At 68.1% G+C, this 20793-nt stretch carries 13 protein-coding genes; 10 read left to right on the forward strand and 3 right to left on the reverse strand.

Features of this window, described 5'->3' with window-relative positions; all coding sequences use genetic code 11:
• Positions 1–9 precede the first annotated feature (9 nt).
• From XAN126_RS0124230 to XAN126_RS0124255, 5 genes are all read left to right on the forward strand, one after another.
• Positions 10–2544: an alpha/beta hydrolase gene (locus XAN126_RS0124230; protein ID WP_024281139.1), complete on the forward strand. Its 2535-nt coding sequence runs from the start codon at positions 10–12 to the stop codon at positions 2542–2544.
• A gap of 73 nt (positions 2545–2617) precedes the next feature.
• Positions 2618–3472, forward strand: coding sequence for an alpha/beta hydrolase (locus tag XAN126_RS0124235; protein ID WP_029877685.1), 855 nt, complete (start codon positions 2618–2620; stop codon positions 3470–3472).
• Between the two features lie 219 nt (positions 3473–3691).
• Positions 3692–4729, forward strand: coding sequence for an AraC family transcriptional regulator (locus tag XAN126_RS27385; protein ID WP_051460678.1), 1038 nt, complete (start codon positions 3692–3694; stop codon positions 4727–4729).
• 219 nt (positions 4730–4948) lie between these two features.
• Positions 4949–5866, forward strand: coding sequence for a formylglycine-generating enzyme family protein (locus XAN126_RS0124250; protein ID WP_038226872.1), 918 nt, complete (start codon positions 4949–4951; stop codon positions 5864–5866).
• An 11-nt stretch (positions 5867–5877) separates the two neighbouring features.
• A complete protein-coding gene (locus XAN126_RS0124255) occupies positions 5878–7347 on the forward strand; it encodes an arylsulfatase (RefSeq protein WP_051460679.1) in 1470 nt (489 codons plus the stop codon).
• Between the two features lie 39 nt (positions 7348–7386).
• On the opposite strand, the gene XAN126_RS0124260 is transcribed toward XAN126_RS0124255, so the two are convergent.
• Both XAN126_RS0124260 and XAN126_RS0124265 read right to left on the reverse strand, forming a co-directional pair.
• Positions 7387–8826, reverse strand: a complete 1440-nt coding sequence (locus XAN126_RS0124260; protein ID WP_024281142.1) for an ATP-binding protein — start codon at positions 8824–8826, stop codon at positions 7387–7389.
• On the reverse strand, positions 8823–9542 hold the full coding sequence (locus XAN126_RS0124265) for a response regulator (RefSeq protein WP_024281143.1): 720 nt from the start codon (positions 9540–9542) through the stop codon (positions 8823–8825). The genes XAN126_RS0124260 and XAN126_RS0124265 overlap by 4 nt, the downstream gene beginning before the upstream one ends.
• A 271-nt stretch (positions 9543–9813) precedes the next feature.
• Between XAN126_RS0124265 and XAN126_RS0124270 the strand changes: the two genes are divergently transcribed.
• The 4 genes from XAN126_RS0124270 (at position 9814) to XAN126_RS0124285 (ending at position 17053) form a co-directional block, all read left to right on the forward strand.
• The gene (locus tag XAN126_RS0124270) at positions 9814–12027 is read left to right on the forward strand and encodes a PepSY domain-containing protein (RefSeq protein WP_024281144.1); all 2214 of its coding nucleotides are present in this window, start codon (positions 9814–9816) and stop codon (positions 12025–12027) included.
• A 193-nt stretch (positions 12028–12220) separates the two neighbouring features.
• On the forward strand, positions 12221–13747 hold the full coding sequence (locus tag XAN126_RS0124275; protein WP_051460680.1) for an efflux transporter outer membrane subunit: 1527 nt from the start codon (positions 12221–12223) through the stop codon (positions 13745–13747).
• 110 nt (positions 13748–13857) lie between these two features.
• Positions 13858–15033: an efflux RND transporter periplasmic adaptor subunit gene (locus XAN126_RS0124280; RefSeq protein WP_245272403.1), complete on the forward strand. Its 1176-nt coding sequence runs from the start codon at positions 13858–13860 to the stop codon at positions 15031–15033.
• A 7-nt stretch (positions 15034–15040) separates the two neighbouring features.
• Positions 15041–17053, forward strand: coding sequence for a MacB family efflux pump subunit (locus XAN126_RS0124285; RefSeq protein ID WP_024281147.1), 2013 nt, complete (start codon positions 15041–15043; stop codon positions 17051–17053).
• Between the two features lie 7 nt (positions 17054–17060).
• On the opposite strand, the gene XAN126_RS0124290 is transcribed toward XAN126_RS0124285, so the two are convergent.
• Positions 17061–17918, reverse strand: coding sequence for a tetratricopeptide repeat protein (locus XAN126_RS0124290; protein ID WP_197024091.1), 858 nt, complete (start codon positions 17916–17918; stop codon positions 17061–17063).
• Between the two features lie 476 nt (positions 17919–18394).
• On the opposite strand from XAN126_RS0124290, the gene XAN126_RS0124295 reads away from it, so the two are divergent.
• On the forward strand, positions 18395–20749 hold the full coding sequence (locus XAN126_RS0124295; protein WP_024281149.1) for a TonB-dependent siderophore receptor: 2355 nt from the start codon (positions 18395–18397) through the stop codon (positions 20747–20749).
• Positions 20750–20793 lie beyond the last annotated feature (44 nt).

Genomic DNA, 20793 nt, shown 5'->3' on the forward strand with positions numbered 1-20793 from the left:
GGAGGAAACATGAGGTACGCCATAGCCTTGGGCCTCGCGCTCGCCGCGACGGCCCTGTCCGTGACCACCCCTGCCGCCTATGCCCAGACGCCGGCCGCACCGGCCCAGGCTGTTCAGGCGCCGCAACCGCCCCTCACCGGCACCTGCTCGCAGCAGCGGCTTTGCCAGCTCAAGAAATTCTACGAGGTGGCCAACTTCAGGATTGGCGGCCGCTACGACCTGTCGAGCCCGGACAAATGGGCGAACGGCGGCGAAGGCGGCACGACGCTGGAATCCCTCGGCGCCGGCCCGGCGAAGACAGCCTACATCGCGCTCGGCACCCCGAAGCGCAACGCCGCCGGCGAGATCACCAACGCCGTGGTGATCAATTCCTTCTATTCCGGCGACGCCACCGACATGTACGCCCAGTGGGTGGAAGGCACGGCCCTTTCCGGCGGCTCGGTGATCGGGCCGGGCAAGCCCATCGATACCGACCAGTACTACGTGGTGCTGGTGGACGCCCTCGGCCTGTGGGGCACCAGCAAGCCCTCGGAAGGGCTTGGGCAGAAGTTTCCGCAATACAGCTACCAGGACATGGTGCAGGCCAATTACCGGATGCTGCGCGACCATCTGAAGGTCGCCCGCGCCTCGCTCGTCACCGGCGTCTCCATGGGCGCAACCCAGACCTATGTCTGGGGCGTGATGCATCCCGACTTCATGGACGGCCTGATGCCCATCGGCGGCACCAGCCAGTCGGACGGCGAGGACCCGGTGGGCAACTGGACCTTCCAGCTCATGTCCGCGGCCATCGAGAGCGACCCCCAGTGGCGCGCCACCGGCGGCAACTACTACAACCTGCCCAAGGACAAGCACCCCAACCAGGGCGTCGCCTTCGGCTGGTCGATCCTCAATCTCACCGGGTTCGACTTCCAGCACCGCTCGCAGCAGGACTGGTCGACGGTGCAGCGGGACGTCTTCTACTGGAACCCGCCCAACCCGCAGGCCGGCTCCTCCATCGCCGCCCGCTCACTGCTGTTCGATGCGGTCGATCTGCTGTGGCGTAATCGCGCCGGCGAGACCTACAACATCAATGCGGAGCTGAAGCGCATCAAGGCGCGCACCCTCGTGATGCACATCGAGAACGACCAGTGGCTCACCTTCGACCGCGCCAAGCGCACGGTGGAGAAGGTGCCCGGCGCGGACTTCGTGCATGAGAAGAGCCCGGTCGCCCATTACGGCGTCTTTCCCATCCTGAAGAACCGCCAGTTCGATCCCACCGTGGCCGCCTTCCTCGGCGACGTCTCCCGCCTCACCCGCAATCGCGAGATGGCGGCGAAGACCTACCGCACGCCCTCGGTCGCGGCCGACATCACACCCGACAAGTCGTTCTGGAACAGCTTCGTCACCTATCCCTTCCCGGTGAAGAAGACCAAGGCGAAGGACAGCCGCGGTGTCGAGTGGGACATCGGCTACATGGACGAATATGCGGGCACGTCTGCCAATCCCGACGTGCTGGTCATCGTCCACGGCAAGGGCGCATTCGGAGGCCACTACGGCAACATCATGCGCATCGCGCTGGAGCGTGGCCTGCGTGTGATCGCCGTGGACATGCCCCATTACGGCATGTCCGGCCCCGGCAACCTCGACAAGAGCCCCGCCCGCACCCTGCAGGACATGCGCGACGTGCTGCACGAGGTGGTGGTGAACCAGCTGAAGGTTCCGAAAGCCGCCTATCTCGGCCATTCCATGGGCGGGCAGATCGTGCTCGGATATGCCCTCTCCTGGCCCGAGGCGGTGACCAAGCTGATCCTCGAAGCACCGGCCGGCCTTGAGGAATATCCCCGCGAGGTCACGATCACGCCGGGCAAGAAGCTCGATTTGTTCGATCCCGCCTTCGCCCACGATTTCGACGCCTGGAAGAAGGCGTGGGACCAGACCGGCCTGCGCGAGCGGGAGAAGAACCTCACCGCCCCGCAGATCGACGATTTCTATCACTTCCGCAGCCGGGATCCCGTCACCGGGGCGGTGACTCCCCAGCGCAACGGCTACTTCCTGCGCGACAGCGAATATGCCCGCCTCCACACCGCCCAGCGCATCGGCATGATCAAGGGTGATCCGCGCGAGCTGCAGCAGTGGGTGGACGTGTTCACCTTCGACATCTACGCCATGGTGGCGGAGCTTCAGGAGAAGGATCCCAAGAGCCTTTACAAGCGGCTGACCGAGATCAAGGTGCCCATCTTCCTCGCCTTCGGCGACAAGGAGCCCTTCATCCCCGGCACCGCCTTCAACGGGCTCACCGACCTCTCCCGCCAGCTCGTGTTGCCCTTCATGCGCCGCATGAACACGGCGGGGCGCGACGTGCAGGTGAAGATCTATCCCGGCACCGCCCACTTCATCCACACGGACGAGCCGGTCGCCTTCGCCGAGGATGTGGTGGACTTTGTGGAGACCGGCCGTGTGCCCACCGGCGCGCCGGCGAGCATCGACCGCCTCATCCACGGCGCCCCCGCCGCCGCAGAGGCCGCCCCGGCCAAGGCTGCGGCGCCGACCGGATTGAACAAGTAGATGTCGCCACAAGGTTTGCGCTCCGGACCCGGAGCGCAAACCGCCCTCGGCGCGCCCCTGACAAGAGGCCTCCATGCAGACGCTCGACGTGAACGGCCTTCGCCTCGCCTACCGGGAATGGGGCGCGGGGGACACGACCGTCCTCTTCATCCACGGCAACCTCGCCAGCAAGGAATGGATCGAGCTGGCGGCCCCCCACTTCCCGCGCGGCGTGCGCACCGTGGCGGTGGACTGGCGCGGCTGCGGCGACAGCGACAAGCCGGCGCCCGCCGCCGACTTCTCCAACTATTCCATTGCCCAGCACGCCGACGACATGATCGCGGCGCTGGATGGTCTCGGCATTTCCTTTTGCCACCTCGCCACCCACTCCACGGGCGGCATCATCTCGACGCGCATGATCCTGAAGGCGCCGGAAAGGTTCGGCCGTGTGTTCTCCCTGTCGCCGGTCGGCCCACAGGGCATCGACTTCCCGCCCGAGAAGACCGCCTTCTTCGGCCAGATGAAGGAAAGCCGCGACCTCACCCGCCAGATCATGGCCGCGACCGCGCCGAGCCTGTTCGTGGATGAGACGCTGTTCACGGGCCCTGCCCGCTTCATCCCCGACGCCGGGCCGCGTGCCGCCCTGTTCGACCGGATCGTCGATCAGGTCTGGGCGGTGTCCGACGGCATCTGGTTCGGCACGCCCGACACCCTCACCAAGGAAGCCAAGAGCGGCGAGCTGAAGGGGAAGATGGCGACCATCCGCCATCCCCATCTCGTGGTCTGGGGCATGCGTGACGGCGTCATCAAGGAAGCCGACATGGTGGAGATGGCTGCGGTGATGCCCGATTGCCGCTTCGTCGCCGTCCCCGGCATCGGTCATTCCATGAATTTGGAGGCGCCGGAGCTTTATGCCGGCTATTTCGGCGCGTGGTTCGGCGGGCTCTGACCCTGCCGCCCTCCGCGCCTGTATCCGGGCGCGTCCAGTCCCGGAACCGGTCACTTCGCCCACCTCGAGCCCGAGCCGGTGACGCTACCGGAGCTTGACCACCGCGTCGCAGGTGGGGTTCAAAGGCAAGGGGGGCGCCGGATCATCCGGAGACCGATCGCGGGCCGAGCCGCCCTGCGCATCGGCCCCTGATGCCCGCCGATATGGAGTCCGCAGCCCATGTGGGACCGCCATCCGATCCGGCTCTCGCTCGTCCACATGCTGCCCAAGGTCGCCGACGTCCAGGGCGTGCCGCTCGCGCCACTGTTCGGCCGGGCCGGGCTTGCCGATGCGACGCCCCGTGATCGCGCGCTCGATGACACCTCGCTCGGCGGCGATCGCGTGGTGGCCCGCGGCCAGATCTCGACCCTGCTGTTCCATCTCGCCCGGCGCAGCGGGGAGGCCGCCATCGGGCTCGATCTCGCCGATGCGGCGGATCCCACGCGGCTGGGCCTGGCCGGCCGTGCCCTGTTCGCCGGGCGCACCCTGCGCGACTGCTTTTCCGCCCTTCACCACCAGATGCCGGACCTTCAGGGCGGCGTCTCGGTCGCGATCGAGGAGCGCGACGGCGTCGCGCGCTGGCGTCACCGTCTCGCCGACAGCGATCCCGAGCACGCGCAGGTGCTGAACGAGGGCGTCGCCACCTTCATCCTGCGCGCGATGCGCGCCATCGCAGGCGCGGACGCGGCGCCGCTGCACATCCGCTTCGCCCATCGCGCGAAGGCGCCGCCCACGCTCTACGAGGATCGTCTCACTGCCGGCGTCAGCTTCGGTTCGGGAGACGGAATCGAGATCACGTTCGATGCCCGATGGCTCGACAGCCCAAACGTGCTTTTCGCCCCGGCACCCGATGGGGGCGGTGCGCCACTCGCCGCTGTTAAGCTGAGCGACGATGCCCTCGTCGGCATGATCGAGACCCTGTTCGACAGCGCCGCCCTCACTGGCACCCTCTCCCTTGTGGATACGGCCCGCAGCCTCGGCCTGTCGCCCCGCACCCTGCAGCGGCGGCTCGCCCGGCTGGGCACGTCCTACGAAGAGCAGTTGGACCTCTGGCGGCACGCGCAGGCGCGGCTGCACCTCGGCGGTTCGTCGGTGCCGGTCGCGTCGGTGTCGCGCGCCCTGGGCTATGGCCATCCCGCGCATTTCGTCCGGGCATTCCGGCGCTGGGAAGGCCGCACACCCCTCGCCTTCCGGACCTCCGCACGGCTCGACCTGTAAGCGCCGAGTTGGCGCCAAATGGCAATTGAGAAGCCCCCGCCGCTCCCGCTAGAGCAAGAGCCGGCTAAGACCGTGACATGCGTGGGACATGAACGGGCGCAGGCCGAGCGCGGAACGGTCACTGGCGGAGAGGTCATGCACGGGCAGAGCGGCTGCGCCGTCGCACATCAGGGGACTGGCTCCGTCGAGGACGCACCAGCCGCGGCCGGCGATCCGGACATGATCCGGATCGCCGGCGGGCTGTTCCGCATGGGCTCGAACGATCATTATCCGGAAGAGGCTCCCGTCCATCAGGTGCATGTGGATGCCTTCCTCATGGATCGCACCCCCGTCACCAACCGCGCCTTCGCCCGCTTCGTCGCCGCGACGGGTTACGTGACAGTCGCCGAGCAGGCGCCACGGCCTGAGGATTATCCCGGTGCCAATCCCGCGCTGCTGGTGCCCGGCTCGCTGGTGTTTCGCATGCCTTTGGACGCAGGCGATCCCGACGACTGGACCCGCTGGTGGAAATTCGTGCCCGGCGCATACTGGCGCCACCCGCAGGGACCCGGCAGCGATCTAACCGGCATCGAGGACCACCCCGTCGTCCACATCTGCCACACCGATGCGGCCGCCTATGCGGCATGGGCCGGCAAGGCGCTGCCCACCGAGGCGGAATGGGAATTTGCCGCGCGCGGCGGGCTCGACGGCTCTGCCTACGCGTGGGGGGACGAACTCGTCCCCGGCGGCGTTCACCGCGCCAACACATGGCAGGGGCGCTTTCCGGTAGAGAACCTCGCCGAGGACGGCTTCGTCGGCACATCTCCCGTCATCGCCTTCCCGCCCAACGGCTACGGCCTCCTCGACATGATCGGCAATGTCTGGGAGTGGACCGACGACTGGTATCGCCCGCGCCATCCCGCTCCCGCGGAGAAATCCTGCTGCCTGCCCCGCAACCCGCGCGGCGGGACCATCGAAGACAGCCTGGAATGGGCAGCCCCCGGTCTCGCCCTGCCCCGCAAGGTGCTCAAGGGCGGCTCGCATCTTTGTGCGCCCAGCTATTGCCGTCGCTATCGGCCGGCCGCGCGCCAGCCGCAATCCGTCGATACCGGCTCCGTGCACATCGGATTTCGATGTGTGCGTCGCCTCACCAGCTGACGAGGTATCAGGTGACTGATCGTAACGAGAAGACTGAAGAGAAGGTCCCGAGCCGCCGAGATGTGCTGGCCGGAAGCGCCGGCTTCCTCGCGGCCGTTGCCGGTCTCTCTTTGCTCGCCCCCAGCGCGCGGGCGCAGGGCGCGCCGCGGCCCCACATTCTCTACATTCTCGCCGACGACCTCGGCTTCGCCGACGTGGGCTTCCACGGCTCGGACATCAAGACGCCGAACATCGACCGTCTCGCCGCCGGCGGCGCCAAGCTCTCCCAGTTCTACACCCAGCCCCTCTGCACGCCGACCCGCGCGGCGCTGATGACGGGGCGCTATCCCATGCGCTACGGCCTTCAGGTGGGCGTGATCCCGTCCGGAGGCACCTACGGCCTCGCCACCGAAGAATTCCTGTTGCCGCAGGCGCTGAAGGAGGTGGGCTATCGCACCTCCCTCGTGGGCAAGTGGCACCTCGGCCATGCGGACCAGAAATACTGGCCCCGCCAGCGCGGCTTCGACAGTTTCTACGGTCCGCTGGTGGGCGAGATCGACCATTTCAAGCACGAGGCGCACGGCGTCACCGACTGGTACCGCGACAACACGCTGGTGAAGGAAGAGGGCTACGACACCGACCTGTTCGGCGCTGAGGCGGTGCGGGTGCTGGGTGCCCATGATCCCAAGACACCGCTCTTCCTCTATCTCGCCTTCACCGCTCCGCACACGCCCTATCAGGCGCCGCAGCGCTATCTCGACATGTACGCGCACATCGCCGATCCCTCACGGCGTGCCTATGCGGCGATGGTCACCGCCATGGACGATCAGATCGGCCATGTGGTGGCGGCCCTCGAGGCCCGCGGCATGCGCGAGAATACGCTCATCGTCTTCCATTCGGACAATGGCGGCACCCGCAACAAGATGTTCGTGGGCGAAGGGGCGCTGGCCGGCGATCCGCCGCCCAACAACGCCCCCTATCGCGACGGCAAGGGCTCCCTCTACGAGGGCGGCACCCGCGTGGTGGCGCTCGCCAACTGGCCCGGCCGCATCAAGCCGGGGCAGGCGGACGGGGTGATGCACATCGTCGACATGCTGCCGACCCTCGCGAAGCTCGCGGGGGCAGACCTCAAGCAGTCCAAGCCGCTCGACGGCAAGGATGCCTGGGCGGCGCTCGCCGCCGGCGCCCCCGGCCGCGACGAGATGATCTACAATGTGGAGCCGACCACGGGCGCCGTGCGCGAAGGCAAATGGAAGCTCGTCTGGCACGTCCTGCTGCCGCCGAAGGTGGAGCTGTTCGATCTCGACGCCGACCCTGAGGAGAAGACCGACCTTTCGGCGCAGAACCCCGCGAAGGTGGCCGAGCTGAAGGACAAGGTGGTCGCCCTCGCGCGCACCATGGCGCCGCCCCTGTTCTTCTACAACGCCCTCAAGGCCACCCTATCCGCCCCGCTCGCGACGCCAGACGCCGGCCTCTACGAGCTGGAAATGGAGGACGACTGACGCCTTGCCGCCGCCGCGGCCGGGCTGAAGAGCGAGCCTTCAGCTTTGCATTGCCGTCGGCAGCACGATCTCGGCCCGTAGGCCGCCGTCGGGGCGATTGGCAAGGGTCAGTTCGCCGCCATGGGCCTTGACGATGCTGCGGGCGATGGCGAGGCCGAGGCCGATGCCGCCGGTCTCGCTGCTGCGCGAGGGTTCCAGTCGCACGAAGGGCTGGAACGCGTCCTCGAAGCGATCTTCCGGCAGGCCCGGCCCGTCGTCCTCGACCCGGATGGAGACGGTGCCCGGCCCTGTCTGGCCAACGGTGACTTCAGCGCGACGCCCATAGCGCACCGCATTGTCCACGAGATTGCGCAAGGCCCGCCGCATGGCGACCGGCCGGCATGGCAGCAGGACGTGAGCGGCCATCTGGTCCACCATCCGCGCATCTGCGCCGACACCGGCGAATTCCTCCACCACGTCCGCGCACAGATCCGCGATGTCCACCGTCCGGGTCTCCTCGCTGGTCGCTTCGGCGCGGGTGAAGGCGAGGGTCGCCTCGCAGATGGCGACCAGCTCGTCGATGGTCGCGACGATGTCGTTGCGCACCTCCACGTCGTCCACGAACTCCGCCTTGAGACGCAGGGTGGTGAGCGGCGTGCGCAGATCGTGGCTGATGGCGGCGAGCAGGCGCATGCGATCGCGCACGAACTGGCTGAGGCGCTGCTGCATGGTGTTGAAGGCGCGCGTCGCCGCCGCCACCTCGGACGGTCCACGCACGTCGAGCGGCGGGACACTTTCGCCGCGGCCGAACCGTTCGGAGGCATCGGCAAGGGAGCGCAGGGAGCGGGTCTGAAACCGCACGCAGGCCACCGTTACCAGCGAGACGGCCAGCGCCGAGATGAGGAAGGAGAGCACGATGGGCCGACTCCAGATGCCCGGCAGGCCCACCACCGCATCCACACGCAGCCAGCGCTGGCCCGAGAGCGGCACGCTGAGCGCCACAACGCCGAGACCCGGCCGCAGAGGGCGACTGGGCCCACCCGTGCCACGGCGCAGCCAGGGAAAGTCCTCGCTGCTGCGCTCGGGGCAGCGGCTGTCCCACAGGCCGTCGGTGTCGATGTGCACCGCTGGCGCTCCGTTGCCGACGCCATGCAGGCGCCGCGACAGGAGGCGGGCGAGCCCTTCCTCCGTGGAGGTCATCTCGTGCGGGTCGGGCGGGTCGGCGGAAACCCATGCGCAGGTGCCGCGCGTGGTGAAGGCGCCCGCGAGCCGGTCGGCCTGCTCCTGCGGCATGGATTCGATGAGGCGGGTGAGCGTCACCGTCTGGCTGAGCGCCTGCCCGCGCACGATGCCCGCCACCACCGCGTCATGCTCGCTCTGGAGAACTAGCACCAGCAGCACCTGCGCCAGCGCCAGAGTCGCCACCAGCAGCAGCACCAGCCGCCCGGCGAGGCTGCCGGGCCAAAGGAACAGCAGAAGCCGGTTCGCAAGTCCTCTCACGCCTCCACCTCCACCGGAGCGGCAAAGACGTAGCCATCGCCCCACACCGTCTTGATGAGGGTGGGGTTCTGCGGGTCGCGCTCGATACGGCGCCTCAGGCGGCTCACGAGGTTGTCGATGCTGCGGTCGAACACCTGGGCCGGGCGACCGGCGGTGATGTCGAGCAGCTGGTCGCGCGAGAGCACCACCGAGGGGCGCGTGACGAAGGCGAGCAACAGGCGGAATTCCGCGCTGCCGAGACGCACTTCGCTGCCGGTCTCGTCCAGCAGCACGCGCCGGCCGGGATCGAGCTGCCAGCGGTCGAAGCGGTAGAGCGCGGGATCGCCCTGCTGCGCCCGCGCCGGCCCCTGCGCCCGGCGCAGGATGGCGCGGATGCGGGCCAGCAGCTCACGCGGATTGAACGGCTTGGTGACGTAATCGTCGGCGCCCAGTTCCAGCCCGACGATCCGGTCGGTCTCCTCCGCCACCGCGGTGAGGAGCACGACGGGAATGTCGCTCGCCTGCCGCAGTTGGCGGCACAGGGTGAGCCCGTCCTCACCCGGCATCATGATGTCCAGCACCACGAGGTCGAAGGTGCCGGTGCGCATCTGCTGGCGCATGTCCACGCCGCCGGATGCGACGCTGACCCGAAACCCGTTCCGCGTCAGGTATTTGGCCAGGAGTTCGCGAATTTCGCGATGATCGTCGACGACCAGGATGTGCGGCGTGCGTTCCATCTTGCCGTTGGGCTGCCGTTCTCTCGGGTTGGGACGCGGGCGCCGGCCGCGTTCCCTTCGGTGCGACTTGAGCCGACCGGCAGGCGCCCGGCCACCGCGAAATTGTATCCAACTGTATCAGCGCCGCCGCGTGGGACGAACATTTACGAAGCGACCGCCGCGGGACAAATTTTCCGGACGCGGATAAGGCATGAACATCCGCAACGAACCCGTAGCCAGACCGCCCCGCGCGTCCAGCCAGCACGCTCAGGTTTCGTCTGGAGTTGCAAAGATGTCGTTTGCCGCCGTGCGCCGCACGCTGATCTTTCTCCACCGCTGGATCGCGCTGATCCTGACGCCCGTCTTCCTCGTCATCATCGTCACCGGCGCGGTGCTGTCCTTTCGGCCCATCGTGAACAGCGGACAGGGACCACAGCCCGGCACGACGGTGGACGTCGCCGCCCTCACCCAGATCGTCGGCACCATCGAGAGAGCCGGAAAACCCGGCGGGATCAGCGTGGTGGAGGGCGGCCGCACGCTGCAGGTCCTGTCACAGGACCCGGCCGTCGCGGGCAGCTGGGACGTCGCCAGTGGCGCCCACACCCCCGCGCCGTCCGGCGGCATCGACATCTTCCGCACGGCCGAGGGGCTGCACAAGACGCTGCTGCTCGGCCTCGGCATCGTGGTGGAGATCGCAAGCTTCCTGATGCTCGGGATCATGGTGGCCGGGCCCTTCCTGGCGTGGCTGCGCTTCCGCAACAGCCTGATGGGCTGGCACACCGCCATGGGCTGGCTCCTGCTGCCGCTCACTCTGACCTCGCCGGTGACGGCGGTGATGCTCTCGCTGCACATCGGCACCGGATCGCGCCCCGAGCTACCAAGGACCAAGCGTCCGGTGAGCATCACCCAGGCGCTCGCCATCGCCGGGCCTGATCTCGACCTGAGCCGTCTCGCCGGAGCCCGCCGGTTCCGTGGCGGCACGGTGATGCTGCAGATCGCGCCGGATGCGACCGGCAGGAACGGGGGCGGCTTTGTGGTCACCGATACCGGCGTCACGCCGCTCGTCGGCGGCCCGAACCTTGTCAAGCAGATCCATGAGGGCACCTGGGGCGGCGCCTGGTCGGGCGCGCTCAATTTCGGAATTTCACTGGTTCTTCTAGGTCTTACCGTCACCGGCCTGTGGTCCTGGGTCCGGCGCAAGGCGCGCAACCGGGTGCGTCCAGTGGCAGCGGGCGGCGATATCCTCGTCGCGCATGCCAGCCAGACCGGCACCGCCGCGCGGCTCGCGGGGGCAGTGTTCGAGGGGCTGATGGCCGGTGGGGAGAAGGCGACGCTTGCGCCCCTCGGCGCGCTGAAGCCGGCCGACATCGCCCGCTTTCCCCTTGTGCTCCTCGTCGCCTCCACCACCGGCGAGGGCGAGGTGCCGGACGGCGCCCGTGCGCTGCTCAGGCAGTTGAAATCCAGCGATCTCAAGGGGGTACGCTTCGCCATGCTCGCCCTCGGCGACCGCAGCTACGCCAACTTCTGCGGCGGCGGCCAGCGGGTGAGGGCGGCCTTGCTGGCGGCGAGGGCGGACGAGGCGGTGCCCCTCAGGGAAGCGGATGGCGAGCCATCCGGTGCCTTCCTCGCCTGGGTGGACGCGGTGCGCAGCGAACTCGCCCTGAACTGCACCATCGCCGGCCTGCCATCGGTCTCTCCGCCGGTCGCCTTTACCGTCGCCGACCGCCAGCGCCTCGATGTGCCCGGCACCGACAACGCGCGAGAAACATGGAAGATTTTTCTGCAGAGCGCGGAAGATCTCGCTTTCCGTCCCGGCGATCTGGTGCGCATCGCGGCGGATGCGGGAGAGCGGCCGCGTTCCTATTCGGTGGGCAGTTCCAGCCGGGTCGATCCGCGTCGTATCGCCCTGACCGTCCGGCTGCATGAATGGACCGCAGAGGATGGCGGGCGGCACCTCGGGCGGGTCTCCGGGTTCCTGTTACGTGAAGCGGAACAAGGGGTTACGGTCGAGGCCCGGCTTGATCCGCATCCCGGCTTCAACCCGCCGGCCGATCCCTCCTGGCCCATCATGATGATCGCCGCCGGCTCCGGCATCGCGCCCTTCCCCGGCTTCATCGCGGAACGGCGCGCCTCGGGGCGGGCGGGGCCGGCGTGGCTGATCTTCGGCAACCGCCATCGTGACGGCGATTTCCTGTGGCGCGATATGTTCGAGACGGCCCTCGCCGATGGCACGCTGACCCGCATGGATACTGCATTCTCGCGCGATTCCGACGACGGTGCGCGGGTGCAGGACCGGCTCCGACAGCATGCTGCGGAGGTATTTGAATGGCTCGTTGAGACGAAGGCCATCGTCTATATCTGCGGTCGCCGGGCCATGGCGGAGGCGGTATTAGAAAACCTTGCGCAGGTGCTGGTGACGGAGGGCGGGCTGAAGCCGGAGGCCGCGCGGGCGGAGATCGGGCAGTGGGTCGCCGAAGGGCGGGTCCGCGTGGACACGTTCAACTGATGGCGCATATTGGCGCACTTTCACCAGGTGTCAGGTGGGTGTCAGGTCGGCATTCGGTGCAGGTTCGGGACGAGATTCAATTTCGGGGCGGGAAGGCAGGTTGCGCGTGCATGGTTTAGACGGCCAGACCGACCCGGCGGCCCCCTCTCCGGCCGGATGTCCCCCGGTCGCGAGACCCGTGGGGGAGAGACCCGTGGGGTGGCGGCCTCGGCGGGCGAGATCCCTGCGGGCGGCCCTGGGCGTCGTCGGCACACTCATGCTCTCCGCCTGCGCGGTCGGGCCGGAATACGACACGCCGGAGCTGACCCTCCCCGGTCACTGGGGGGCGACGGCGAAGCGGGCGGAGGCGGCGCCGCAGCTGAAGGCATGGTGGCGGCGGATGGGCGACCCCATGCTCGATGCGCTGATGACGGAAGCGGTCGCCGGCAATCTCGATGTCGCCACCGCCAAGGCCAATGTCCGAGCCGCCCGCGCCTCCTACCACCAGCAGATGGGAACGCTGTTCCCGCAGATCACCGGCAATGCCTCCGGCACGCGGGGCGACAGCGGCGGCGGGGTGAGCCCCAATGGCGACATCACCGTCTCCAACGGCTACGGCCAGTATCAGGCCGGCCTCGATGCCAGCTGGGAGGTCGACCTGTTCGGCGCCAACCGCCGCGGGGTGGAGGCGGCGGCCTACAATGTGGATGCGGTGGTCAACAGTCTCGACGCGGTGCTGCTGACGCTGGTGGGCGATGTCGCCTCCTATTATGCGGACGTGCGCGGCTATCAGGCGCAGATCGCCCTCGCCCGCAGCACCGCCGCCTCGCAGAAGGAGACGGAGGCGCTGACCCGGCGCAAGCTCGATGCCGGCGCCGCCTCGGCCGTGGACCTCGCCAACGCCTCCGGCCTCGTCGCCTCCACCGAGGCCAACATCCCGGAGCTGGAGGCGTCCCTCGCGGCGGCCATCCACCGCATCTCGGTGCTCACCGGCCAGCCGCCGGCGGCGCTCATGCTGCGCCTGTCGCGGGTCAAGCCGGTTCCGACCCCGCGCCTGCCGGTGCCGCGCGGCATTCCCGCCGACGTGCTGACCAACCGGCCGGACGTGCGGGCGGCCGAACGGCAGCTCGGCCAGACCACCGCCCTCATCGGTCAGGCGGAGGCGAACCGCTACCCGTCCATCAGCATCACCGGCAACATCGACACCACCGGCTCGCGGCTCGGCGATCTCGGGCGCGCCTCGTCCATCAGCTGGGCCTTCGGGCCGACGCTCACCGTGCCGATCTTCACCGGCGGCCAGCTCAAGGCGCTGGTGGACGTGGCAGAGGCCAATCGCGACGTGTCCTTCATCGCCTACAAGGCGAGCGTGCTGACGGCGCTGGAGGACGTGGAGAACGCCTCCGTCTCCCTATCCCAGCAGCGCCTCAAGACCGGCAAGCTGACCATCGCCGTCACCTCCTACGGGGAGGCGGCGCGGCTCTCCCGGACGCTCTACGAGAACGGCTCCACGAGCTTCCTCGACGTGCTCACCGCGGAGCGCTCGCTCTATTCCGCACAGACCCAGCTCATCCAGAGCCGGGTCGCGACTACCAAATATTACATCGCCCTCAACAAGGCGCTCGGCGGCGGCTGGGACGGGGTGGTCGACACCTCGAAGCCCGAGGTGGTGGACCAGAACACCGGCCCCCACTTCGCCCGCATCGTGCCGCCCGCGAGCAGTGACGGGAGCGCCCGACCGTGAATGCCCTGCCGCCCCTCGACGAAACCCGCACGGCGCCGGCCGCCGGCGCGACCCGCACGAAGAAGAAGCCCAGCCGCCGGCTGTGGCGCTGGGGACTGCTCGCGCTCCTCATCGCCGCCGGCGCCTACGGCTACAGCCGCTACACCGCCCCGGTGCCCGGCACCGGGCTGATGACCGCGCCCGTCACCCGCGGCAATCTGGAGGAGACGGTGCTGGCCTCCGGCACGCTGAAACCCTCCAACCTCGTGGCGGTGGGCTCGCAGGCCTCGGGCCGCATCCTCTCCATCAAGGTGAAACTGGGGGATGAGGTGAAGAAGGGCGACCTCATCGCCCAGATCGATTCCGTGACCCAGGAGAATTCCCTGCGCACGGCCGAGGCGGCGCTGGCCAACACCCGCGCGCAGAAGGCCGAGAAGGAAGCGACCCTCGTGCTGAACGAGCAGACCCTCGCCCGCCAGAAGACCATGGTGGCGCAAAAGGCGGTTTCCCAGGCGGACTTCGAGGCGGCCGATTCCGCGGTGAAGGTGACGCGCGCGCAGCTCGCGGCGCTCGATGCCCAGATCATCTCGGCGCAGGTGGCGGTGGACACCGCCCGCGCCAATCTCGGCTACACGCAGATCACCGCCCCGGCGGACGGCACCGTGCTCGCCCTCGTGGCGCAGCAGGGCCAGACGCTGAACGCCACGCAGACCGCGCCCACCGTGGCCATCCTCGGCCAGCTCGACGTGATGATGGTGCGCGCGGAGATTTCCGAGGCCGACATCATCAAGGTCGCGCCCGGAATGCCGCTCTGGTTCACCGTGGTCGGCGCGCCGGACGAGCGCCACAACGCCAAGCTCGGCTTCATCGAGCCGGCGCCGGAAAGCCTGAAGAACGACAGCATCTTTTCCACCACCAGCAGCAGTTCGTCGTCCTCGTCATCGTCCTCCACCACGTCCTCGGCGATCTACTACATCGGCGTGTTCGACGTGCCGAACCCCAAGGGGCGGCTGCGCACCTACATGACGCCCGAGGTGCACATCATCCTCGGGCGGGCCGAGAACGTGCTCACCGTGCCCTCCACCGCGCTGGAGCGGACCGGCAAGGGCTGGCGCGTGCGCGTGCTCAATAGCGACGGCACGGTGGAGCGCCGCCCGGTGGAGGTTGGCCTCAACGACAAGGTGACGGCGGAGATCCGCTCCGGCCTTCAGGAGGGTGAACGCGTGGTGACGGGCGAGGCGGTGGCCGGCGCGGCCGGCGCCCAGCAGCAGCGCCGACCTCCGGGGCCGCCCATGGGCGGCCTCTGAGATGGCCATGAGCATGAACGCCCCGCTCGCCCAACCCGTGGCCGAGGCCGCCCCGCGCGAGGCGCCGCTGATCCAGCTCAAGGGCGTGTGGCGCGAATATCCCTCCGGCGAGGGCACCATCGCAGCGCTCAAGGGCATCGACCTCGATATCGCCCGCGGCGAGATGGTGGCCATCGTCGGCGCCTCGGGCTCAGGCAAGTCGACGCTCATGAACATCCTCGGCTGCCTCGACCGGCCCACCTCCGGTAGCTACCGAGTGAGCGGCAAGGAGACCGCGGCGCTGGAGCCGGACGAGTTGGCGGCGCTCAGGCGCGAGCATTTCGGCTTCATCTTCCAGCGCTACCATCTGCTCGGAGAACTCTCGGCGCTGGGCAATGTGGAGATCCCCGCCGTCTATGCCGGCGCCAACAGGGAGGCCCGGCGCGATCGGGCGGAGGCCATTCTCGCCCGGCTCGGCATGGCGGATCGCACCGGCCACCGGCCGGGCCAGCTCTCCGGCGGCCAGCAGCAGCGCGTCTCCATCGCCCGCGCGCTGATGAACGGCGCCGACGTGATCCTCGCCGACGAGCCCACCGGCGCGCTGGATTCCCGCAGCGGCGCCGAGGTGCTGCGCATTCTCGACGAGCTGAACGCCGAAGGCCGCACCATCATCATCGTCACCCACGACATGACGGTGGCCGAGCGGGCGCAGCGCGTCATCGAGATTCGCGACGGCGAGATCGTCGCCGACCGTCCCTCGTCCGCTGCTCGCACCCGCATGGCGAGCGTGCCCAAGGCCGCCGCCGCGCCGCCCTCGCGCATCGCCCGCTGGCGCGCCTTCGGCGACCGGCTCTATGAAGCCTTCATCATGGCGCTTTTGGCCATGAACGCGCACCGGCTGCGCACCTTCCTCACCATGCTGGGCATCATCATCGGCATCGCCTCGGTGGTGTGCGTGGTGGCGCTGGGCGAGGGCTCGCGGCAGAAGGTGCTCGCCAACATTTCCGGCCTCGGCACCAACACGCTGGAGATCTTCGCCGGCCGCACCTTCGGCGACACACGCTCGGGCAAGATCACCACCCTCGTGGTGGCCGATGCCGACGCCCTCGCCCGCCAGCATTATGTGGCGGCGGTGACGCCCACCGTCTCCAAATCCACCACCGTGCGCTACGGCGGCACCGAGGCGAGCGCCCTCGTCAACGGCGTCGGCGAGGGCTATTTCGCCGCCAAGGGCGTCAAGCTGACCCAGGGCCGGCTGTTCGACGCCGACAGCGTGCGGGGGCGCGAACTTGATGCGGTGATCGACGAGAACACGCGCCGCACCCTGTTTCAGGACGTGCCCGGCGGGCCGCTCGGCAAGGTGATCCTCATCGGCGACGTGTTCGCCCGCGTGGTGGGCGTCGCGGCGCCGCAGCAGGGCGGGTTCGGTTCCAGCCAGAACCTCTCCGTCTATCTGCCCTACACGTCGGTGCAGTCCCGCTTCGTGGGCTCGACCTCGCTGCGCTCCATCACCGTGAAGGTGGCCGACGACGCGCCCATGGACGTGGCCGAGCAGCAGGTGACGCGCTTCCTCCTGCAGCGCCACGGCACCAAGGACTTCTTCATCATCAACACCGACGACATCCGCAACACAATCACCGCCACCACCGAGACCATGACGGTGCTGATCGCCGCCATCGCGGTCATCTCCCTCATCGTCGGCGGCATCGGGGTGATGAATATCATGCTGGTGTCGGTGTCGGAGCGGGTGGGGGAAATCGGCGTCCGCATGGCGGTGGGGGCGCGGCAGAGCGACATCCTCAATCAGTTCCTCATCGAGGCGGTGCTGGTGTGCCTCGTGGGCGGCGTCACCGGCATCGGGCTGGCGCTGGGGTTCGGCGTGCTGTTCGCCTATTCGGGCTCGAACTTCACGCTGATTTATTCGGCGAGCTCCATCATCGCCGCCGTGGTGTGCTCCAGCCTCATCGGGGTCAGCTTCGGCTATCTGCCCGCGCGCAACGCCTCGCGGCTCGACCCGGTGACCGCGCTGGCGCGGGACTGACGCGCCCTCACCGCCGCCGCAGCCAGCGGCCGAAGCCGCGCCGCGGACGCGCCTTGCGGACAGCCGCCTCCCGCTGCGCGGCCTCCGCCTGCGCCGCCTCGGCCTCCTCCGTCTCGGCATGGCGCACCCGCTCCAGCGCCCGATCCGCGATCGCAACGAGGGCGGGATCGCCCGACGCGCGCAAGCCCTCCGCCGCCAGCCGGCAGAAGTCCGGGACGGCGGTCTCCATCGAGCGGGCGAACCAGGCGATGGCCTCTTCCGCCGCGCCGTCCGCATAGCGCGTGCGGGCATAGTCGAACTGGCCGCGATAATCCCCGCCCAGCGCCGCGCGGCGATACCAGCGGCGCGCCGCCGCCGGATCGACCGGCCGGCCCCAGCCCTGCTCCAGGAAGCGGCCGACCATGGCCATGGCCTTGGGATGCCCCCGCCGCGCCGCCCGCACGAACCAGTGGAGCGCAAGGGCCGGATCACCGGTGAATTCGGCGGCATTCACTAGCAGCGTGCCGAGGTTGAACTGCGCCCAGACATGCCCTTCGACAGCGGCCGCGCGATAGCGGCGCCCGGCCTCCTCGAGGTCGCGCGGCACGCCCCAGCCCAGCTCATGGCAGCGCCCCACCATGTTCACGCCGTCGAGGCTGCCCGCATCGGCGGCGATGACGAACCAGCGGTACGCGGCCTGCGGATCGCGCGGGACGCCGGTGCCGTCCAGCAGCATCTGGCCGTACACCACCTGCGCGCTCAAGATGCCGTTATGCGCCGCCGCCCGCACCAGCGCGGCACTCCGCGCCGGCTCGGCCGAAAGCTGCGCGCGCAGCTCATCCGCGCTCATGCCCTTCAAGGCGCTGTAGGAAATCCGCTCGTTCATCATGCCGCCCCGTCGCCGTCCCCGAGGGGTCGGAAGACGGGCGATTGACCGTCGCGCCGAGCCGCCCTGTCAATACGGCGGCGGCAGTTCTTAAATGGAAGAATTATGAATTGGAATGGCTACAGGCGACGTAATCATGTGTAGCTCTACGTATTACATCGTCTCCAGTAGCCCCTTTTCCGCCTTTCTTAGACCCGATCAAAAACATAATCGTTGCGCTGCGGAATGTGTCGACCTTATACCTCCTGCAACAGAATGATGACCGCGATTACATGGCCCCGATGAGAGCGGCCAGAGATTTCCTACAGCCAAGATCACGCCGGACAGAGCAGGACTGCGTTTTGAAGCCATTCGTTTCTACCAGATATTCCATCACAACTTATTCGCGAACATCCTCATCTCTAAAATATTGACGATGTGAGCCCGTGGCGCGCCGCCGCCAATTGCCGGGCCTTCTCACCTCACGGGGAAAGATCATGGGAGCGTTGAGCACACTTCGGCCCGCCATGTCGCGTACGACGGTGGGCGCCGGCCTTGCGATGACACTGTCGGCGGTGCCGCTGGCGGAGGCCTTCGCGCAGCAGGCGTCCGCGCCCACCGGCACCGACGCGGACCTGCCGACCATCGTCGTCGACGCCGATGGCGAGCCGGTCAATTCGCTTGAGGCGACCACCGGGCTCTCGCGCCTGCCCGGCACGCTCCAGGACACGCCGCAGACCGTCACCGTCATCTCCCAGCAGACCATGCAGCAGCAGGGCGTGACGACGCTGGAGCAGGCGCTGCGCAACGTTCCGGGCGTCACCGTCGGCATCGGCGAGGGCGGTGGCGGCATGAACGGCGACCAGTTCCGCATCCGCGGCTTCCAGGCCAAGGGTGACGTCTTCGTCAACGGCCTGCGCGACTTCGGCGTCTATGTGCGCGACAGCTTCGCCTACGAGAACGTGGAGGTGTTCAAGGGGCCAAGCTCGGAGAGCTTCGGCTCCGGCACTACGGGCGGCGCCATCAACATGCAGCTGAAGCAGGCGCATCGCGGCGACAAGTATGACGTGGACGGCCAGTTCGGCTCCGGCCCGCTCTATCGCGGCGTGTTCGACTTCAACAAGCAGATCGATGACACCACGGCCGCCCGCATCGTCGGCATGTTCAACGATCAGGACATCGTGGACCGCGACCATGTGGAGGCCAACCGCTACGGCCTCATGGGCTCGCTGGGCTTCGGCCTCGGCACCAACCAGACGCTCTATCTCAACTATCTCTACCAGCATGGCGACCGCACGCCGGATTATGGCGTGCCCGTGGTGACGCCGCTGTTCAACGACGTGAAGAAGTTCGGCGCCGTCGGCCAGCCGGTGACGGAATGGGGCGTCCCGCGCTCCAATTTCTACGGCAAGGAGACCGACCGCGACATCACCAACACCAACATGTTCACGGCGAACTACAAGAACGAGATCAACGACTGGCTGACCTTCACCAACGACAGCCGCGTCGGCTACTACACCCGCGATTTCGCGACCTCGGTGCCCGGCTGCAGCAACGGCTCCACCAACACCGTGCCCGCGACGCCGAAGACCTATGCCGCGAGCTGCACCGGCCAGTTCTTCGCGGGCAACAATCCGGCCATCACCTTCGGCGGCGGCAATCCCGGCTATCTGCAGGAGAGTCTCGCGGCCGAGAATGTCGCGACCATGGTCGCCAAGTTCAACACCGGATTCCTGCGGCACGAGCTGGTGGCCGGCATCGACTATTACTTCGTCAGCGACAGCCGCAACCTGATTGCCCTCTCCGGCAGCAAGGGGCTTTCCACCATCTGGAACCCGGTCTACGCCAATACGACCGGCTACTTCCTCTATGAGAACCCCTTCGGCAACAATGGCCAGAAGATCAGCAACACCTACGATTTCGGCGCCTTCGCCAGCGACCGCATCTGGTTGACGGACCAGCTCTCCATCCTCGGCGGCATCCGCTGGGACAATTACTCCACCGACTACAAATACTGGTGCGTGGACGCGCAGGGAACCTCCACCGTGCCGGGCTGCCTGAACAGCAAGGGCACCTGGATCTATGCCGATTCCGACACCCGCTTCTTCAGCCCCAAGGCCTCGCTGATCTGGGAGCCCACCAAGACCCAGACCTATTATGTCTCCTACGCCAAGTCCTTCAGCCCGCAGGGCGGCTTCCCGACCAACGACGTGACCGTCGTCAACCCGGTGCAGAACAATCTCTCGCCGGAAGACAACGAGACGTGGGAGGCCGGCGCCAAGGTCTCGGTGCTGGACGGCAGGCTCGGCCTCACGGCTGCGCTCTTCCGCATCGACAAGAGCAACGTCTTCTACACCGATCCCGTCACCGGCGATTCCGTGGAGAGCGGCGAGAACCAGCGGGTGCAGGGCATCGAGCTGGGCGTGACCGGCACCATCACCGACGCCTGGACCATCCAGGCCGGCTACGCCTATTATTCCAGCGAAATCCTCACCTCGACCACGCTGAGCTATGTGGGCAACGAGGTGCCCTTCGTCTCGCCCAACAACTTCACGCTCTGGACCACCTACGACCTCATCAAGGGCGGCGTGGTGCGGGCCATCCCCGGCCAGCTTCTGGTGGGCGGCGGCATCACCTATGCCGACGGCTATTTCACCAACAGCGCCAACACGGCCATCATTCCCGAGACCTTCTCGCTCGACGCGCTGATCTCGTACAAGCACGAGAACTACCGGGTGGCGCTCAACGGATACAACCTCACCAACGCGCTGAACTATTCGGCCGGCTGGGGCAACCGTGCCATTCCCGCCTCGGGCCGCTCGTTCACCCTGAGCGTCGGCTACACCTTTTAGTGGCCCTTCGCTGACCCCTCACGATCCGGCGGCGCGGTCAGATG

Origin of the sequence: Xanthobacter sp. 126, assembly GCF_000526175.1 — a bacterium.
Lineage (GTDB): Bacteria > Pseudomonadota > Alphaproteobacteria > Rhizobiales > Xanthobacteraceae > Xanthobacter > Xanthobacter aminoxidans.

Coding starts and splice junctions, on each gene's coding strand:
- XAN126_RS27385 (WP_051460678.1), top strand. CDS start 3,692: ATGTGGGACCGCCATCCGATCCGGCTCTCGCTCGTCCACATGCTGCCC.
- XAN126_RS0124265 (WP_024281143.1), bottom strand. CDS start 9,542: ATGGAACGCACGCCGCACATCCTGGTCGTCGACGATCATCGCGAAATT.
- XAN126_RS0124235 (WP_029877685.1), top strand. CDS start 2,618: ATGCAGACGCTCGACGTGAACGGCCTTCGCCTCGCCTACCGGGAATGG.
- XAN126_RS0124290 (WP_197024091.1), bottom strand. CDS start 17,918: ATGAACGAGCGGATTTCCTACAGCGCCTTGAAGGGCATGAGCGCGGAT.
- XAN126_RS0124285 (WP_024281147.1), top strand. CDS start 15,041: ATGAGCATGAACGCCCCGCTCGCCCAACCCGTGGCCGAGGCCGCCCCG.
- XAN126_RS0124270 (WP_024281144.1), top strand. CDS start 9,814: ATGTCGTTTGCCGCCGTGCGCCGCACGCTGATCTTTCTCCACCGCTGG.
- XAN126_RS0124230 (WP_024281139.1), top strand. CDS start 10: ATGAGGTACGCCATAGCCTTGGGCCTCGCGCTCGCCGCGACGGCCCTG.
- XAN126_RS0124295 (WP_024281149.1), top strand. CDS start 18,395: ATGGGAGCGTTGAGCACACTTCGGCCCGCCATGTCGCGTACGACGGTG.
- XAN126_RS0124250 (WP_038226872.1), top strand. CDS start 4,949: ATGATCCGGATCGCCGGCGGGCTGTTCCGCATGGGCTCGAACGATCAT.